The following is a 17,404-nucleotide window of genomic DNA, read 5'->3' on the forward strand; positions in this document are numbered from 1 at the left end:
TCATAGGACTTTTCTTATACAAATAGCACGCCTGTACTCCTAAACTGGCCTGTCACCCTGCGGGAACACCCGCAGGACGTTGACACCGGTTATAGGGAGCTACACATGCCCGGTTGGTATGAAATCAAGGAACTCAGCAGCGGCAACCGTCGCGTTCTGCTCAAGAACACTGCCCACGGTACTCTGCTGGAAACTCCGGCCTACCCGACACAGGAGGCAGCCGAGCAGGCCATCAACAGCCTCCGCAGCTCCTGTGCGGCCGTCGAGCGCTACAAGCGCCAGATGTCCCCCGGCGGCAAGAATTTCTTCGTGATCCGCGATAACACCGGTGCAGAACTGCTGACCAGCAAGCTGTACGACTCCGAGGCCGCACGTGACCAGGCGATCGCAACGATCGCCCAGGCCGGCCTCAGCTCGGAGCTGCGTGCGCACGCCTGAGTGACGAGTGAATGAAAGAGCCCCGCGCAATGCGGGGCTTTTTTGTGGGTGATTGGTTTTCCGAACAGCCATCCCCCGCGGTGCCGAATCGGCCCCTAACGCACCGGCAATGCCAACGCCCGCGTCTTTGCGGAATTCTGATATCGCCCCACCCCACGCCCTTCGTACCTTCTGCCTGCCCGGCGCATCCGACGCCGGGAGCGTGCAACCCACAAAACAACAAGAAGGGCCCGCCCCATGACTCCACGCATTCATCCGTCGGCGCACGCCGATGCCCTCCCTTGCCCGCTGCGCCCCGGCGCTCGTGGCTGACTGCCGTCCACTCTCTCGATCAATTACAGGCAAGGGACAACCACCATGCTCAAACAAGGCGTACTCCGCTGGCCCCAGATCGCCGGGCTCGGCATTTCACTGGTCATCGCCGGGCAGTTCTCCGGTTGGAACTACGGCCTGGCCAGTAGCGGCTGGGCCAACATGCTCGTCGCCACCCTGCTGATGGCCGTACTCTGCGGCGGCCTGGCGCTGTGCGTGTGCGAACTCTCCACTGCTCGGCCCCATGCCGGCGGCGTGTTCGCCTACGCGCAGCTGGCCTTCGGCCCCTTCGTCGGCTACCTGGTCGGCGCGGCGTGCGCGCTGGCGCTGACCATCGGCACGGGCGCGGCTGCCAACTTCCTCGCCGCCTACATGGAGTCGGTATTCGGCTTCGGCGGCTGGCCGGTGCGCATCGGCCTGTTCGCCGTGATCATCGGTATCCACATCATCGGCGTCGGCGAGGCCCTGGGCCTGACCCTGCTGGCCGGCGCCGTGGCCGCCATCGCCCTGCTGGCCTTCGGCGGCGCCATGCTGCCCCACGTGCACTGGGAAAACCTGCTGCCCACGGCTGGCAGCGCACTGCCGGGCATAAGCGTCGCCGGCGTGTTCGCCTGCGTACCGTTCGCCATCTGGATGTTCATCTGCCTGGAGCAGGTCGCCTCCGCTGCCGAGGAAGCTGCAGACCCCGGCCACAGCATGCCGCGCGGGATCATCGCCGCTGTCGGTACCCTCCTGCTGACGGCCCTGACCGTGGTGATCAGCGCGCCGGGCGCAGCCGGCGTGGAAGCGGTCGGCAACGCCGGCGATCCGCTGTACGCCGCCATGACCCACGGCGGGCTGTACGGCGAGCGCGACTGGCTGCCGCTGCTGGTCGGCTCCGGCGCCGTGTGCGGGCTGCTGGCGACCTTCTTCTCGGTGGTGTTCTCGGCTTCCCGCCAGTTGTTCGCCCTGTCCCGCGACGGTTTCTTCCCTGCAGCGCTGGCCCGCACCAACCGCCGAGGCGCGCCCTACGTCGCCCTGCTGGTGCTGACCGTGATCGGCCTGCCGCTGACCCTGGTGCCGCCGGAAAAACTCCTGCTGTGCATCGTCCTGCTGCTGGGCAGTTGCCACCTGGTGCTGTTCGCCGCGTACCTGCGCCTGCACCGCAGCCAGCCCGGCCTGGCGCGCCCGTTCCGTCTGCGCGGCGGCCCTGTGATCGCCAGCGTCGGCATGCTGCTGACCTTCGTGGTCATCGCCGCCTGCTTCCAGCTGGAAGTGGCCATGCTCAGCGCCCTGGCGCTGGTGGTCGCCGCACTGATCCTCAACTACCTGCTGCGCGCTGCCACCCGCGCCGGCAAGCCCCTGGAGAATGTCGAGAATGTCTGAACCAACCCTGCTGCAACGCCGCCACCAGGTCATGGGCGATGCCTCGCCGCTGTTCTACGACGAGCCGCTGGAGCTGGTGAAAGGCGAAGGCGTCTGGCTCATCGACGCCAACGGCAAGCGTTACCTGGACTGCTACAACAACGTGCCCTGCGTCGGCCATTGCCACCCGAAAGTGGTCGCGGCCATGGCCGAACAGGCGGCGACATTGAACATTCATACCCGCTACCTCAACGAGCGTGTGGTGCGCTACGCCGAGAACCTCACCGCGACCTTCGCCGAGCCACTGGACAGCCTGATGTTCACCTGCACCGGCAGCGAGGCCAACGAGCTGGCCCTGCGCATGGCGCGCTTCGTCACCGGCAACAAGGGCGTGATCGTCAGCGACTACAACTACCACGGCAACACCACCTCGCTGGCGGCGGTAACCACGGCACTGCCCAGCTCCGAGCCATTCTCGGCCCATGCGCGGGCGGTGCCGATTCCCTGCCTGTATCAGGCAGACGGTACGCCCGAGCAAGTCGCCGATCGCTACGTGGCCAAGGTCGCCGAAGCCATCGCCGAGCTGCAGGCCGCCGGCGTCGGTCTGGCCGCCATGCTGATCGACACGCTGTTCGCCAACGAAGGCATCCCGCGCCTGCCGGCCGGCTACCTGGAGCGCGTGGCCAAGCTGGTGCGCGATGCAGGCGGCCTGCTGATCGCCGACGAGGTGCAATCCGGCTTCGCCCGTACCGGCGAGCACCTGTGGGGCCATCAGGCACACCCGTTCGTGCCGGACATCGTCACCCTCGGCAAACCCATGGGCAACGGTTTCCCCCTGGCCGGGCTGGTGACCTCGCGCGAGCGCGTCGAGACCTTCGGCCACGCCAACCTGTACTTCAACACCTTCGGCGGCTCGCCAGTGGCCGCCGCAGTCGGCCAGGCAGTACTCGACGTGATCGCCGAGGAAGACCTGCAAGGCAACGCCCTGCGCCAGGGCGCGAAGCTCAGCGCCGAACTGCATCGCCTGGCCGAGCGCCATTCGATCATCGGCGACGTGCGCGGCAAGGGCCTGTTCTTCGCCGTGGAACTGGTACGCGACCGCACCAGCCGCGAGCCGGCCGGGCTCGAAGCGCGACGTATCGTCAACGCCATGCGCCAGCGCGGCGTGCTGATCAGCAAGATCGGTGGCGCCGACAACATCCTCAAGATCCGCCCGCCGCTGCCCTTCCAGGCCGAACACGGCGAGCTGTTCATCGACACCCTGGACCAGGTCCTGGGCGAGCTTTGAGGGAATCCGACATGACTGACTTCTCTTCACTCGACCACGACCAGCAGATCGCCTGCCTGCGCGACCTGGCGCTGGATGCCCTGCGCCACTGGGACGGCGACTTCGTCGGCCTGGAACTGCTCAAGTACCGCGAGAACGCCGTGTTCTGCGCCACCCGCAGCGACGGCACGCGCAGCGCCCTGCGCGTGCACCGCGGTGGCTACCACAGCGAAGCGGCGCTGCGCTCCGAGCTGACCTGGATGGAGCAACTGGCCGCCGGCGGCATTGGCGTGCCGACCATCATCCGCACCCGCGACGGCGAGCACCTGGCCGAAGTGCGCAGCGCCGCGCTCGATGAGCCGCGCTACGTCGACATGCTTGGCTGGCTGTCCGGCAGCACTCTGGGTTCGGCGGAACAGGGCCTGAGCGCCGACGGTGACATCGAGGCGCTGTTCCACAAGGCTGGCGCCGTGGCCGCGCGCATCCACCTGAATTCGGCCCAGTGGCGACAGCCCAACGAGTTCACCCGGCACGCCTGGGACGAAGAGGGATTGGTCGGCGCCAATCCGTTCTGGGGCCGCTTCTGGGAACTGGACCTGCTCGCCGACGATGAGCGCGAGCTGCTCCAGCGCGCCCGCCAGGAGGCGCGCATGGATTTGCGCCGCTACGGCCGCAGCCTGGGCAACTTCGGCATGATCCACGCCGACCTGGTGCCCGAGAACCTGCTGCTGGAGGCGGGCGAGTTGCAGCTGATCGACTTCGACGACGCCGGCTTCGGTTGGCACATGTTCGAACTGGCCACGGCGCTGTACTTCTGCCAGGACGACCCGCGCCTGGCGCAGATCGAAGCCGCGCTGCTGGCCGGCTACCACTCGGTCAAGCCGCTCTCCGCCGCGGACCGCGCCGCCCTGCCGCTGTTCCTCGCCCTGCGCGGCACGACGTACCTGGGCTGGGTGCACACCCGACGCAACAGCCAGACGGCCAAGGAACTGGCACCGATGCTGATCGAACGCGCCTGCACCCTGGCCCGCGCCTACCTGGCGAGCCGCTGAATCTGGCAGAGCGCCACAAGCCCCTGGCGTGCAGGCACAATCCTGCACGCCAGCGCTGACCGATACTCGGCGCACAACCGAGGTGAACCGTCATGACCGGCATAGCCCGCCACCAGGCAACCGACTCCGATGAACTGGCCTGCGCCCTCGCGGGCTGGAGCCAGGACTACACCCAGCTCGGCCACGGCCGCTTGCAGGCGGAACTGCTGCACGTGCAGTTGCCCGACGCCTCGCTGATCTACGAACACTCCAATCTGCACCTGCACGAAAACATGGCGCCGCCGGACGACCATCTGGTGATCGGCCTTCCTCTGCGCGCCGGTCGCGATTCCCGCTTCAACGGCCAGGCGCTACACGACGACACCCTGCTGGTGCTCGAAGGCGGGCGCGAGCTGGAAATCTGCGCCGCCGGCGAGATCCACATGCTCGGCCTGACCTTCAGCCAACCGCAGCTGGAACGCCTGCTCGGCGCCGAGGAGCGCGAGCTGTTCGAGCGCGCATTGTCCCAGGGCCGCCTGCAGCTCTCGTCCATCGGCGCAGGCGCGCTGCGGCGCAGTCTGTGCGATGCCATCGCCTCCTTCGAAGACGAGCCATGGCGCACCGGCGACCCACAACAGGCCGGCCATGCCGTTGCGCTGGTGCTCAGTCATGTCCTGCAGGCGCTGGAGGAAATCCTCCCGAACACGGCGCGCGAGGGCCCACCGCGCTCCCTGCCGCAGCATCGCCGCCTGGTGCTGGCCGCCATCGAACGGATGCAGACGGATCTCTCGCAACCCTTGTCGCTGCTGGAGCTGAGCCAGAACCTGAACACCAGCCAGCGCACCCTGCAGTACTGCTTCCGACAGATCTGCCAGAGCACGCCGCAGCAGTTCTTCCTCAGCCTGCGCCTGGCCGAGGCGCGGCGACGGCTCAAGCAGGAGCCGCAGCAAAGCATCACGCACCTGGCGCTGGACCTGGGGTTTGCCAGCTCCAGCCATTTTTCGGCCTTGTATAAGCGCCTGTACGCCGAACAACCCTCCGTAATCTCCCGTACACGCTGATCGGCTTTATCTGTAGGAACGAGCTTGCTCGCGAACAAATTCACCGGCAGTTCCCGAGTCAATCGGGTTCGCGAGCCAGGACTGGGCGTCCCCTCGGCCCTGCAAAAGACACTCCCAGCCGATCTGGCAACCACACCCAATCACTTGGCAGACACACGCAACGGCACAACGCCAGCCCTTACTTAGCATCGGCAGAAGTCTCATCCCCCAATCGACAATAACGAAACGGATGCCTTCGCCATGACCCACGCCGCCGTGCTGCGCCCCACCCTGCTCGCCCTGCTCATTGCCGGCGCCAGCAGCTCCGTCAGCGCCTACCAGCTGTACGCCACCGACGACACGCACCTGAACGCCGATCTCTCGGCGACCTTCGGGCTGTTCCACAGCCAGGAACGCTACAACATGACTGGCACGCTGGACGAGGGCTCGTCCTCCTGGCAGGAAGGCTTCATCAAGTACGGCCTGAGCGGTGACCAGAAACTCGGCGGCGCTGGCACCGCCTACGGCGCGTTCAACCTGCTCAGCTCCGGCACCTGGGGCGACGGCGACGCCGCCGGCTTCAGCGACGGTTCCGAGCGCACCACCAAGATCGAAGACGCCTACGCCGGCTGGCGCTCGGCCGGGCTGTTCCCGGTGCTGGGCGAGGACGGCATCGACCTGTCCTTCGGCCGCCAGAACATCGTGGTCGGCGATGGCTTCCTGATCGATGGCGACGCCCTGAACATGGGCAAGGGCCTGGCCGATGGCGAATACAACCGTGGCGGTGGCTACTACCTGGCAGCGCGCCGTGACTTCGACGAGACCGCCGTGTTGCGCATCGGCGGCAAGGAAGGCTGGCGTGGCGACCTGATGCGTTTGAAATCCGACAACCGCGCCCAGGCCAACTCCGAGCTATACGTCGCCACTCTGGAACACGTCGCCCCGGAAGCGACTTTCGGTCTGACCTACATCGATGTCACCGACATCGACGAACGCTACGCCTCGCCCATCCAACTCGACCGTAAGGACATGAAGACCTACAGCCTGCGCGGCACCGGTAACGCCGGCGTGGAGAACCTGTTCCTTTCCGGCGAATACGCCTGGCAGGACAAGCGCGACGCCCAGTACAGCGACGACACCGCGAACGCCTGGTACCTCGAAGCCGGCTGGACCTTCTCCGACATCGCCTGGAAGCCCTACGTCAGCTACCGCTTCAGCCGCTTCTCGGAAGGCTACGACACGCTCTTCTACGGCTTCAGCCGTGGCTTCGGCACCTGGTTCCAGGGCGAAGTGGCAGGCAACTATTCCGGCCCGTTCAACAACAACACCCGCGTGCACAACATCGGCGCCAAGGTCACCCCGCTGGAGAACCTGTCCATCGGCGCGCAGTTCTTCGACTTCCACACCCTCGACACCGACCTGGGCAACACCGACGGCCGCGAGCTGGACCTCTACGCCGAGTGGGCGATCAACGAACACCTGGTGATCATCCCGCTGGTGGGCCTCTACCAGCCGAAGAAGAGCGCGGCCGAAGGCGGCACGCAGATCGGCAACGACGACAGCAACCTCTACAGCCAGCTGCTGTTCTCCACCACCTTCTGATCCAACGAAAGCGAGCCCGCCATGCCCAGCCTCCTGACTTCGATCCAGGGCCGCATCACCTGGCTGGCGGGCCTCTGCCTGCTGCTGGTCTCCAGCGTGCTGATCGGCCTGTCGCTGTACCAGGCGCGACAGGACAGCCAGACCATCGGGCACGACAGCGGCGAACTCTTCGCCGCCTCCGCGCGGCACAACCTGGAAACCCAGGGCCAGGTTCAGGCCCTGCTGATCCGCGAGCGTTTGCAAAACAACCTGCTGCTCGGCGAAGGCCTGTCGCGCACCGTGCAGACCCTTCGCGCACAGCAACGTCAGGGCATTCTCGATCCCGCCGCATTGCGCAACGCACTTAACCAGGCGATGGCAGAAACCCTCGGCGCGCACCCGGAACTGCTCGGCCTGTTCCTGGTATTCCAGCCCGATGCGCTGGACGCCGCAGACGCCCAGTTCGCCGCCCGTGAAGACCTGGGCAGCAACGAAACCGGGCGCTTCGCCCTCTACCTGCTGCAGAACGGCAAGGAAACCCAGCGGGTGATCGGCACCGAGCAAGTCCTCGGCGACGCCACGCCCGGTCCCAGCGGCCAGCCCTACAACGCCTTCTTCACCTGCTCCACCACTCACGCCCGCCCCTGCGTGCTCGACCCGTATTTCGACGAAGCCTCCGGCCAGCGCCGGCTGGTCACCAGCGTCACCCTGCCCGTGCTGGAGAACGGCAAGGCGATTGCCGCCATCGGCTTCGACATCGACCTCGCCACCCTCCAGCAGAGCAGCGTGGAAGGCAGCCGCAGCCTGTTCGACGGCCAGGGCCGCATCCGTATCCTCAGCCCAAACGGGCTGGTCGCCAGCGACAGCGGCGATGCCTCGAAGCTGGGGCAGAAGTTCGGCGACAAGACCGTGCTCGCCGAGATTGCCGCCGGGCGCTCACAGTCCAGCGACGACGGCGATTCCATCAACGTGCTGCACAGTCTCGCCCCGGTGCCGGATGCTGCCCCGTGGGGAATCCTGCTCAGCGTGCCGCGCGCGGTGATGCTAGCCCCGGCGGAACGTCTCAAGGGCACGCTGGACGACCTGCGCTGGCGCAGTACTGCACTGGAGATCGGCATCGGTGTCGCCGCCGGCCTGCTCGGCATGCTGCTGGTGGCGCTCACCGCGCTGGGCATCAGCCGGCCGATACTGCGCCTGGCGCGCATGCTCGAAGACATCGCCGATGGCGAAGGCGACCTCACCCGCCGCCTCGACTACCCGCGCCGCGACGAACTGGGCCGCCTCGCCACCGCCTTCAACCGCTTCCTCGACAAGCTGCAACCGAGCATCGCCGCCGTGCAGTCAGCCACCCGCGAAGCCCATGCCACCGCCGACCGCTCCGCGCAGATCGCCCGGCAGACCAGCGACGGCATGCAGCAGCAGTTCCGCGAGATCGACCAGGTCGCCACCGCGCTGCACGAGATGTCCGCCACCGCGCAGGATTCGGCGCGCAGCGCCGCTCGCGCCGCCGAAGCTGCGCGCACCGCGGAGCAGGCCTGCGATGACGGCTTCCGCACCCTCGACGCGACCAACAGCGGCATCGACCTGCTGGCCGCCGGCATGCACCAGGCCATGGCTGAGCTGCAACAACTGGCGACGAGCAACGAGCAGATCGGTTCGATCCTGGAAGTCATCTGCGGCATCGCCGCGCAGACCAACCTGCTGGCCCTCAACGCCGCCATCGAAGCGGCGCGCGCAGGGGACGCAGGGCGAGGCTTTGCCGTGGTCGCGGACGAAGTGCGCGGGCTGGCCCGGCGCACTCAGGAATCGGTAGAGGAAATTCGCCAGGTGATCGAAAACCTGCAAGCCCGGGGTCACTCGGTAACTCAGGCCATGCAGGGCAGTTTCAGCCAGGCCCAGGGCAACGTCGATCAAGCGCGGCAGGCCATCGATGCACTACGCCGGATCGGCGAGGCGGTGAACCTGATCAGCGAAATGAACCTGCAGATCGCCAGCGCGGCGGAGGAACAGAGCAGCGTCGCCGAGGAGATCAACCGCAATATCGCCGGTATCCGCGATGTCACCCAGACCATTTCCGAACACGCACAACAGGCCGCCGGCGCCAGCCGTTCATTGAACGAACTGGCCAGCCGGCAGCAGGGATTGGTGGAGCAGTTCCGCGCCTGATTCAGATGTCGCTGCAGCGCGGGGTCTGGCGCAGATACTTGACGGTGTGCTGCTGGCCCTGGGAATCCAGGTAGACCATGGTGGCCTGGCTGACTTCGCAGCGCTCGTTGGGTTGGCTGATGCTCAGCACCTTGGCGACGTCCAGCGGCATGCCGTAGTGGTAAACGGCAGCATCGTCGGCGAAGGCGCTGAAGGACAACAGCAAGGCGGGGATGGCAAAGAGTGCATGTAGAGCGGATTTCATGGCGGGAACCTCAGGGATCACGCGGGTCGCGTCGATCGTGGCCCACTGCCATAAATCTAGCCGATGAGACCTTTCCTACACAGATCGACTTCGACAATGCATTTCTTCAGTTAGCGCAACAATAATGCCTTGCGGGTGTGCCATGGCCTGTGATTGTGACGCTTCCCGCTGTCAGAATGGCAGCATTCGTTCCCGTCCGCCGATTGCAGCCAGGGCGTTCCGCCGCAAGAATGATCGCCATCGATCGGATCGGGAGGCGCCATGAAACGCGTGGCCATGCTGCTGTTCCCCGGCGTGCAGGCGCTGGACGTTTCCGGGCCGCTGGATGTGTTCGCCGAGGCCAATGCCTTCGTTCCTGCCGGCCGGGGTTATCAGGTAATTACCCTGGCCGCCCCGCCGCTGCCTTTGCGCGCGTCCAACGGTCAACTGCTCAGTGCCGATTTCAGCCTCGACCAGGGCGATTGCGCGGCCGATATCCTGCTGGTGCCGGGCGGGCCGCGATTACCCGACGAGGCGCCCGCGCCGGCGTTGCGCGCTTGGCTGCGTGCAGCCTGTGCGCTGGCGCCGCGCTATGGCTCGATCTGCACCGGCGCCTTTCTGCTTGGTCACGCCGGGCTGCTGGACGGCAAACGCGTGACCACCCACTGGAGCGATGCACGGCGCCTGGCCGACTTGTTCCCGCAGGCGCAGGTGGAACCGGACCGCATTCATGTGCGCGATGGCGCGCTGGTGACCTCGGCGGGCGTCACGGCAGGGATCGACCTCGCGTTGGCGCTGGTGGCGGAAGACCACGGCGCGGCGGTGGCCTTGTCCGTGGCGAAACGCTTGCTGGTGGTCGCCCAGCGCCAGGGCGGACAATCGCAGTTCAGCCCCTTCCTTCAGGCGCCGGCCGACGAAACCTCGCCCGTGGCGCGTATCCAGCGCTACGTTCAGGAAAACCTCGACCAACCGCTGGGCGTACCGCAACTGGCCGCCGAAGTGGCGATGAGCCCGCGCAGCTTCGCTCGTGTGTTCGTCCGCGAGGCAGGCGTAACCCCTGCGGAATTCGTCCAGCGCGCCCGCATCGACGCCGCACGCGGGCTGCTCGAAGGCGGTGACCTGGCACTGAAAGTGATCGCCTGGCGCTGCGGCTTCGGCAGCCCGGCGCGCATGCGCCTGGTGTTCGTGCAACGCCTGGGCGTGACCCCGACGCAGTATCGGGAGCAGTTCCGCCGCGAGGGCTGACCTGCTTTTTGTAGGAGAAAGCTTGCTCGCGAAGCTGTGGCCTGCGGTGCCCACCCGACCGCGGATAAACCCTCTCCCACAACAGCCCGTACCTATTCCGCTCGAGCGTGGGAGCGGACTTCGTCAGCGATTGCTGTCCGTCCACACGGAAACCTCGGCAGACAGCAGGCTCGCTCCTGCGATGAGCCTGTCCGGCTCAGATCGGCGGCGCCGAGCGCAGCATCACCGACTTCAAGGCGAAGGCCGACTTGATCCCCGCCACGCCGGGAATCTGCGTCAGGGTATTGGTCAGGAACAGCTGGTAGGCCGACAGGTCCTTCACCACCACGCGCAGCATGTAGTCGGCGTCGCCGGTCATCTGGAAGCAGCTCATCACCTGCGGCGCCTGGACGATGCGTTCTTCGAACCGGGCGAGGTAGTCGCCGGTCTGTTTTTCCAGGGACACCGAGACGAACACGCTCATGCCGCCGGACAGGCGCTCCTCGTCGAGGCGGGCGAAATAGCCCTGGATGTAGTGCTCCTCTTCCAGGCGGCGGACCCGGCGCAGCGTCGGGGTCAGCGACAGGCCGATGTTCTGCGCCAGATCGCGCCAGGACAGGCGGCCATCGTCGGCCAGGGCGCGGAGGATTTTCAGGTCGGTGCGGTCGAGATCAGCCATTTTCGGTCGTACTACTCAGTGCTGTTTTTATAGTGCAAACAAACTAATCCTTAAGCTCTGAGCTAGTCAATTTGGAGCAAAAAACCAATCGGTCACACCTATACTGAAACCACAACTACAACAACCGAGGACCTCACCATGAGTGATGTCACCACCCGCCACGCGACCCCGCGCGGCACCTGCACCGTAGCCCGACCCGGCCGGGTGCGCCCGCCAGGCATGGCTTCTTCCGTTCGCTGATCCACACCCACGATCACAACTGGAGACCGCCATGACCGACTACGCCCCACTCCGCCTGCACGTCCCCGAACCCACCGGACGCCCGGGCTGCAAGACCGACTTCTCCTACCTCCATCTCTCGCCCGCCGGCGAGGTGCGCAAGCCCGCCATCGACGTGGAACCCGCGCAAACCACCGAACTGGCCTTCAGCCTGGTACGCGTGCTCGATGACGACGGCAACGCCGTCGGCCCCTGGGCCCCGGAACTGAGCCACGAGCAACTGCTGCGCGGCATGCGCCTGATGCTCAAGACGCGCATTTTCGATGCACGCATGCTCACCGCCCAGCGGCAGAAAAAGATGTCCTTCTACATGCAGTGCCTGGGCGAAGAAGCCATCGCCACCGCCCACACCATGGCCCTGCGCGACGGCGACATGACCTTCCCGACCTACCGTCAGCAGGGCATCCTGATCACCCGCGACTACCCGCTCAAAGACATGATCTGCCAGCTGCTCTCCAACGAGCAGGACCCGCTCAAGGGCCGCCAGTTGCCGATCATGTACTCCAGCCGCGAGAAGGGTTTCTTCTCCATCTCCGGCAACCTCGCCACCCAGTTCATCCAGGCCGTCGGCTGGGGCATGGCCTCGGCGATCAAGGACGACACCAAGATCTCGTCGGCCTGGATCGGCGACGGCGCCACCGCCGAATCCGACTTCCACACCGCCCTCACCTTCGCCCACGTCTACCGCGCGCCGGTGATACTCAACGTGGTCAACAACCAGTGGGCGATCTCCACCTTCCAGGCCATCGCCGGCGGTGAAGGCACCACCTTCGCCAACCGTGGCGTGGGTTGCGGCATCGCCTCGCTGCGGGTGGACGGCAACGACTTCCTCGCCGTCTACGCCGCCTCGCAATGGGCCGCCGAGCGCGCCCGCCGTGGCCATGGCCCGAGCCTGATCGAATGGGTCACCTACCGCGCGGGCCCGCACTCCACCTCGGACGATCCGTCCAAGTACCGCCCCGCCGACGACTGGACCAACTTCCCCCTGGGCGACCCCATTGCCCGCCTGAAGCAGCACCTGGTCGGCCTCGGCATCTGGTCCGACGAGCAGCACGAAGCGCTGAAGAAGGAACTGGAAGCCGAAGTGATCGCCGCGCAGAAAGAAGCCGAACGCCACGGCTCGCTGGTGGACGGCCATGTGTTCAGCGCCGCCAACCTGTTCGACGACGTCTACAAGGACCTGCCGGAACACCTGCGCCGGCAGCGCCAGGAGCTTGGGGTATGAATGCCATGAACCCGCAACACGAGAACGCCCAGGCAGTCACCAGCATGACCATGATCCAGGCGCTGCGCTCGGCCATGGACGTGATGCTCGAGCGCGACGACAACGTCGTGGTGTTCGGCCAGGACGTCGGCTACTTCGGCGGCGTGTTCCGCTGCACCGAGGGCCTGCAGAAGAAGTACGGCACCTCGCGCGTATTCGACGCGCCGATCTCCGAGAGCGGCATCATCGGCGCCGCCGTCGGCATGGGCGCCTACGGCCTGCGCCCGGTGGTGGAAATCCAGTTCGCCGACTACGTCTACCCGGCCACCGACCAGTTGGTGTCGGAAGCCGCGCGCATCCGCTACCGCTCGGTGAACGACTTCACCGTGCCGATGGTGGTGCGCATGCCCTGCGGCGGCGGCATCTACGGCGGGCAGACGCACAGCCAGAGCCCGGAGGCGATGTTCACCCAGGTCTGCGGCCTGCGTACCGTCATGCCGTCCAACCCGTACGACGCCAAGGGCCTGCTGATCGCCTGCATCGAGAACGACGACCCGGTGATCTTCCTCGAACCCAAGCGCCTGTATAACGGCCCGTTCGACGGCCACCACGACCGCCCGGTGACGCCCTGGTCCAAGCACCCGGCCAGCCAGGTGCCCGAGGGTTACTACAGCGTGCCGCTGGACAAGGCCGCCATCGCCCGCCCCGGCTCGGAACTGACCGTGCTGACCTATGGCACCACCGTCTACGTGGCCCAGACCGCCGCCGAGGAAACCGGCATCGACGCCGAGATCATCGACCTGCGCAGCCTCTGGCCGCTGGACCTGGACACCATAGTCCAGTCGGTGAAGAAGACCGGCCGCTGCGTCATCGTCCACGAGGCCACCCGCACCTGCGGCTACGGCGCCGAGCTGATGTCGCTGGTGCAGGAGAACTGCTTCCACCACCTCGAAGCGCCGATCGCCCGCGTCACCGGTTGGGACACGCCCTACCCGCACGCCCAGGAATGGGACTACTTCCCCGGCCCCGCCCGCGTCGGCGCGGCCTTCAAGCGCGCCATGGAGGTCTGAATGGGCACTCACGTCATCAAGATGCCGGACATCGGCGAAGGCATCGCCGAGGTCGAGCTGGTGGAGTGGCATGTCCAGGTCGGCGATGAGGTTCATGAGGACCAGTTGCTGGCGGAAGTCATGACCGACAAGGCCACCGTGGAAATTCCTTCGCCGGTGGCCGGCAAGATCCTCGCCCTGGGCGGCGTGCCCGGCCAGGTGATGGCCGTGGGCGGCGAGCTGATCCGCCTGGAAGTGGAAGGCCAGGGCAATCACCGCGAAGCCACTCAGCAGAAGGCTCATGAAGAAGCTCCAACCCAACCGGTGGAGAAACCTGCGCCGGTAGCCGAAGCAGCGAAGCCGGCTCCACGCGTCGAAAGCAAACCCGTCGCCCCGGCCGTGCGCCCTGCGCCCTCTCCGGCGCCGCGCCGCGCGCCGGGCGAGAAGCCGCTGGCTTCGCCGGCCGTGCGCCAACGTGCCCGCGACCTGGGCGTGGAATTGCAGTTCGTCCAGGGCAGTGGCCCGGCCGGACGCATTCTCCAGGAGGACCTGGAACACTTCCTCGAACATGGCGGCGCCACCATCGCCTCCGGCTACGCCGCGCGTCACGACGAACAGCAGATCCCGGTGATCGGCCTGCGCCGCAAGATCGCGCAGAAGATGGCCGAGGCCAAACGACGCATCCCGCACTTCAGCTACGTCGAGGAAATCGACGTCACCGACCTGGAAGCCCTGCGCGTTCACCTCAACGGCAAGCACAGCGCGGCACGCGGCAAGCTCACCCTGCTGCCCTTCATCGCCCGCGCCATGGTCGTCGCCCTGCGCGACTTCCCCCAGCTCAATGCGCGCTATGACGACGATGCCGACGTGATCACCCGCTACGGCGCCGTGCATCTGGGCGTCGCCACCCAGAGCGACAACGGCCTGATGGTGCCGGTGCTGCGCAACGCCGAATCCCGCGACCTGTGGGGTAACTCCGCGGAAGTCGCGCGCCTGGCCGAAGCCGCCCGCCATGGCAAGGCCAGCCGCGAGGAGCTGTCCGGCTCGACCATCACCCTGAGCAGCCTCGGCGCGCTGGGCGGCATCGTCAGCACACCGGTGATCAACTATCCGGAAGTGGCCATCGTCGGGGTCAACCGCATGGTCGAGCGGCCCATGGTGATCAACGGGCAGATCGTCGTGCGCAAGATGATGAACCTGTCTTCCTCCTTCGATCACCGGGTGGTCGACGGCATGGATGCGGCGGCCTTCATCCAGGCCGTGCGCGCCCTGCTCGAACATCCCGCCACCCTGTTCATCGACTGACGGAGAGCCGATTCATGAAACAGAACCAGACTCTCGAAACCACCCTGCTGGTGATCGGTGGCGGCCCCGGCGGCTATGTCGCGGCGATCCGCGCCGGCCAACTGGGCATCCGCACCGTGCTGGTGGAGGGCGCAGCCCTGGGCGGCACCTGCCTGAACATCGGCTGCATCCCCTCGAAAGCCCTGATCCACGCCGCCGAGGAATACCTCAAGGCCCGCGAGTTCGCCAGCACCTCGCCGCTGGGCATCAGCGTGCAGGCGCCGAGCATCGACATCCAGCGCACCGTGGAATGGAAGGACGGCATCGTCGACCGCCTGACCACCGGCGTCGCCGCGCTGCTGAAGAAGCATGGAGTCACCGTGGTCAACGGCTGGGCCAGGATCGTCGACGGCAAGACCGTCGAAGTCGAGCTCAGCGAAGGTGGCACCCAGCACATCCACACCGAACACCTGCTGCTGGCGGCCGGTTCGAAATCCGTCGAGCTACCCTTCCTGCCGGTGGGTGGCAACGTCATCTCCTCCACCGAAGCCCTGGCGCCCAAGGCCCTGCCCAAACGCCTGGCGGTGGTGGGCGGCGGCTATATCGGCCTGGAACTGGGCACCGCCTACCGCAAGCTGGGCGTCGAAGTCACGGTGGTGGAAGCGCAGCCGCGCATCCTGCCGACCTACGACGAGGAACTGACCAAGCCGGTGGCCAACGCCCTGCGCAAGCTCGGCATCGAGTTGTACCTGGGCCACAGCGTCATGGGCCTGGAGCCGGACGGCAAAGGCCTGCGCGTGCAGGATGGCGCCGGCTCGCAACGGGTGATCGAGACCGACCAGGTTTTGGTTGCCGTTGGCCGCCATCCCAACACCGCCGGCTGGAACCTCGACACCCTGCGCCTGGACATGAACGGCCGCGCCGTGCGCATCGACGAGCAGTGCCGCACCTCGATGCGCGACGTCTGGGCCATCGGCGATATCGCTGGCGAGCCCATGCTGGCCCACCGCGCCATGGCCCAGGGCGAGATGGTCGCCGAGATCATCGCCGGCAAGCGCCGCGCCTTCACGCCCACGGCAATCCCGGCAGTGTGCTTCACCGATCCGGAAGTGGTGGTGGTCGGCCTGTCGCCCGAGCAGGCCCAGGCCGCAGGCTACGAGGTGCTGACGGCGAATTTCCCGTTCGCCGCCAACGGTCGCGCCATGACCCTGGAGTCCAGCGATGGCTTCGTCCGTGTGGTGGCGCGCCAGGACAACCACCTGATCCTCGGCTGGCAGGCGGTAGGCAAGGCGGTCTCCGAGCTGTCCACGGCGTTCGTGCAGTCCCTGGAAATGGGCGCCTGCCTGGAAGACATCGCCGGCACCATCCACGCCCACCCAACCCTTGGCGAAGCCGTGCAGGAAGCTGCGCTGCGCGCGCTGGGACATGCCTTGCACGTCTGAAGCCTGCACTCTCCAACTGGCTTCCCCCTCCTGACCCGCCGATTGGCGGGTCTTTTTTTGCAGGGCCGAGGAGGACGTCTGGTCCTTGCTCGCGAATCCGTGGCCCTGCTGCGGGAGTGCTCCTTGGACGTCCTCGGCGGGCTTGAACCCGTCACGGGCGGAGCCCGCCCCTACCGATGGTCGATCACCGCACGGAATATGATTCTGCACACCTGTGCACAGGGGATTACCTAATCTGGTGAATCATCGACGTTTCCGGCGTTTTGACGATTTATAGGGAATTTTCCTCACCATCTCCGCTTCACCGCCCCGCATTGACCAAATTAACCATTTGGTACATTTTGCTTCTACAGGCCTTTCCTCTGCGGCCATACAAGAACAACGGAGCCATTCCCCATGCCTCACATCCTGCTCGTGCTCAACGGGCCGAATCTCAATCTGCTCGGTACCCGGGAGCCCGCCACCTACGGCCACGAAACCCTCGACGACATCGCCGCGCTCTGCCAACGCACCGGCGCCGAGAGTGGCCTGGAAATCGAATTCCGCCAGACCAACCACGAAGGCGAGCTGATCGACTGGATTCACCAGGCGCGCGGCCGCTGCGCCGGTATCCTGATCAATCCCGCTGCCTGGACCCACACCTCGGTGGCGATCCGCGATGCACTGGCCGCCGTGGAATTGCCGGTGATCGAAGTGCACCTGTCCAACGTGCACAAGCGCGAGGAATTCCGGCACCAGTCGTTCGTCTCCGCTATCGCCGTGGGCGTGATCGCGGGGCTGGGTAGCGACGGTTACCGCGCCGGCATCCAGCACTTCGCCAAGTTGCTGCAGGAGTGAGCCC

At 66.4% G+C, this 17,404-nt stretch carries 15 protein-coding genes; 13 read left to right on the plus strand and 2 right to left on the minus strand.

From position 1 onward, the window contains the following. Window positions 1–105: 105 nt before the first annotated feature. The 7 genes from A9513_RS01645 to A9513_RS01675 all read left to right on the plus strand — a co-directional run bounded on the left by A9513_RS01645 (window position 106) and on the right by A9513_RS01675 (window position 9,179). Window positions 106–438 (plus strand): DUF1508 domain-containing protein, encoded by a 333-nt coding sequence (locus A9513_RS01645; protein WP_037013576.1) that lies wholly within the window; start codon window positions 106–108, stop codon window positions 436–438. A gap of 357 nt (window positions 439–795) precedes the next feature. Then, window positions 796–2,115 carry an amino acid permease gene (locus A9513_RS01650; protein WP_065083804.1) on the plus strand — a complete coding sequence of 440 codons (1,320 nt, stop codon included), beginning with the start codon at window positions 796–798 and terminating at the stop codon, window positions 2,113–2,115. After that, window positions 2,108–3,382 (plus strand): aspartate aminotransferase family protein, encoded by a 1,275-nt coding sequence (locus tag A9513_RS01655; protein WP_065083805.1) that lies wholly within the window; start codon window positions 2,108–2,110, stop codon window positions 3,380–3,382. Before A9513_RS01650 ends, A9513_RS01655 begins: the two co-directional genes overlap by 8 nt. A gap of 11 nt (window positions 3,383–3,393) precedes the next feature. Next, window positions 3,394–4,413: a phosphotransferase enzyme family protein gene (locus tag A9513_RS01660; RefSeq protein WP_037013574.1), complete on the plus strand. Its 1,020-nt coding sequence runs from the start codon at window positions 3,394–3,396 to the stop codon at window positions 4,411–4,413. Window positions 4,414–4,505: 92 nt separating this feature from the next. Further along, window positions 4,506–5,453: a helix-turn-helix domain-containing protein gene (locus tag A9513_RS01665; protein WP_065083806.1), complete on the plus strand. Its 948-nt coding sequence runs from the start codon at window positions 4,506–4,508 to the stop codon at window positions 5,451–5,453. Window positions 5,454–5,693: 240 nt separating this feature from the next. Continuing rightward, window positions 5,694–7,034, plus strand: coding sequence for a hypothetical protein (locus A9513_RS01670; RefSeq protein ID WP_065083807.1), 1,341 nt, complete (start codon window positions 5,694–5,696; stop codon window positions 7,032–7,034). 21 nt (window positions 7,035–7,055) lie between these two features. Then, complete coding sequence (locus A9513_RS01675) at window positions 7,056–9,179, plus strand: methyl-accepting chemotaxis protein (RefSeq protein WP_065083808.1); 2,124 nt, start codon at window positions 7,056–7,058, stop codon at window positions 9,177–9,179. A 1-nt stretch (window position 9,180) separates the two neighbouring features. Here A9513_RS01675 and A9513_RS01680 read toward each other — a convergent pair whose 3' ends face one another. Further along, entirely contained in the window at window positions 9,181–9,423 is a 243-nt protein-coding gene (locus A9513_RS01680; protein WP_024762522.1) for a DUF2790 domain-containing protein, read from the minus strand. Between the two features lie 261 nt (window positions 9,424–9,684). Between A9513_RS01680 and A9513_RS01685 the strand changes: the two genes are divergently transcribed. Next, window positions 9,685–10,647, plus strand: a complete 963-nt coding sequence (locus A9513_RS01685; RefSeq protein WP_024762521.1) for a GlxA family transcriptional regulator — start codon at window positions 9,685–9,687, stop codon at window positions 10,645–10,647. Window positions 10,648–10,843: 196 nt separating this feature from the next. On the opposite strand, the gene A9513_RS01690 is transcribed toward A9513_RS01685, so the two are convergent. Further along, a complete protein-coding gene (locus A9513_RS01690; protein WP_024762520.1) occupies window positions 10,844–11,305 on the minus strand; it encodes an Lrp/AsnC family transcriptional regulator in 462 nt (153 codons plus the stop codon). A gap of 271 nt (window positions 11,306–11,576) precedes the next feature. Between A9513_RS01690 and A9513_RS01695 the strand changes: the two genes are divergently transcribed. The 5 genes from A9513_RS01695 to aroQ all read left to right on the plus strand — a co-directional run bounded on the left by A9513_RS01695 (window position 11,577) and on the right by aroQ (window position 17,400). After that, window positions 11,577–12,809, plus strand: coding sequence for a 3-methyl-2-oxobutanoate dehydrogenase (2-methylpropanoyl-transferring) subunit alpha (locus A9513_RS01695; protein WP_065083809.1), 1,233 nt, complete (start codon window positions 11,577–11,579; stop codon window positions 12,807–12,809). Beyond that, on the plus strand, window positions 12,806–13,858 hold the full coding sequence (locus A9513_RS01700) for an alpha-ketoacid dehydrogenase subunit beta (protein WP_024762518.1): 1,053 nt from the start codon (window positions 12,806–12,808) through the stop codon (window positions 13,856–13,858). The genes A9513_RS01695 and A9513_RS01700 overlap by 4 nt, the downstream gene beginning before the upstream one ends. Next, on the plus strand, window positions 13,859–15,142 hold the full coding sequence (locus A9513_RS01705) for a dihydrolipoamide acetyltransferase family protein (protein WP_065083810.1): 1,284 nt from the start codon (window positions 13,859–13,861) through the stop codon (window positions 15,140–15,142). A 14-nt stretch (window positions 15,143–15,156) separates the two neighbouring features. Next, complete coding sequence (lpdA, locus tag A9513_RS01710) at window positions 15,157–16,563, plus strand: dihydrolipoyl dehydrogenase (protein WP_065083811.1); 1,407 nt, start codon at window positions 15,157–15,159, stop codon at window positions 16,561–16,563. 396 nt (window positions 16,564–16,959) lie between these two features. Beyond that, window positions 16,960–17,400 carry a type II 3-dehydroquinate dehydratase gene (gene aroQ / locus A9513_RS01715; RefSeq protein WP_065083812.1) on the plus strand — a complete coding sequence of 147 codons (441 nt, stop codon included), beginning with the start codon at window positions 16,960–16,962 and terminating at the stop codon, window positions 17,398–17,400. Window positions 17,401–17,404: the final 4 nt, after the last annotated feature.

Origin of the sequence: Pseudomonas sp. AU12215, from assembly GCF_001675465.2 — a bacterium.
Taxonomy (GTDB): domain Bacteria; phylum Pseudomonadota; class Gammaproteobacteria; order Pseudomonadales; family Pseudomonadaceae; genus Pseudomonas; species Pseudomonas nitroreducens.

Coding starts and splice junctions, on each gene's coding strand:
- A9513_RS01645 (WP_037013576.1), top strand. CDS start 106: ATGCCCGGTTGGTATGAAATCAAGGAACTCAGCAGCGGCAACCGTCGC.
- A9513_RS01650 (WP_065083804.1), top strand. CDS start 796: ATGCTCAAACAAGGCGTACTCCGCTGGCCCCAGATCGCCGGGCTCGGC.
- A9513_RS01655 (WP_065083805.1), top strand. CDS start 2,108: ATGTCTGAACCAACCCTGCTGCAACGCCGCCACCAGGTCATGGGCGAT.
- A9513_RS01660 (WP_037013574.1), top strand. CDS start 3,394: ATGACTGACTTCTCTTCACTCGACCACGACCAGCAGATCGCCTGCCTG.
- A9513_RS01665 (WP_065083806.1), top strand. CDS start 4,506: ATGACCGGCATAGCCCGCCACCAGGCAACCGACTCCGATGAACTGGCC.
- A9513_RS01670 (WP_065083807.1), top strand. CDS start 5,694: ATGACCCACGCCGCCGTGCTGCGCCCCACCCTGCTCGCCCTGCTCATT.
- A9513_RS01675 (WP_065083808.1), top strand. CDS start 7,056: ATGCCCAGCCTCCTGACTTCGATCCAGGGCCGCATCACCTGGCTGGCG.
- A9513_RS01680 (WP_024762522.1), bottom strand. CDS start 9,423: ATGAAATCCGCTCTACATGCACTCTTTGCCATCCCCGCCTTGCTGTTG.
- A9513_RS01685 (WP_024762521.1), top strand. CDS start 9,685: ATGAAACGCGTGGCCATGCTGCTGTTCCCCGGCGTGCAGGCGCTGGAC.
- A9513_RS01690 (WP_024762520.1), bottom strand. CDS start 11,305: ATGGCTGATCTCGACCGCACCGACCTGAAAATCCTCCGCGCCCTGGCC.
- A9513_RS01695 (WP_065083809.1), top strand. CDS start 11,577: ATGACCGACTACGCCCCACTCCGCCTGCACGTCCCCGAACCCACCGGA.
- A9513_RS01700 (WP_024762518.1), top strand. CDS start 12,806: ATGAATGCCATGAACCCGCAACACGAGAACGCCCAGGCAGTCACCAGC.
- A9513_RS01705 (WP_065083810.1), top strand. CDS start 13,859: ATGGGCACTCACGTCATCAAGATGCCGGACATCGGCGAAGGCATCGCC.
- lpdA (WP_065083811.1), top strand. CDS start 15,157: ATGAAACAGAACCAGACTCTCGAAACCACCCTGCTGGTGATCGGTGGC.
- aroQ (WP_065083812.1), top strand. CDS start 16,960: ATGCCTCACATCCTGCTCGTGCTCAACGGGCCGAATCTCAATCTGCTC.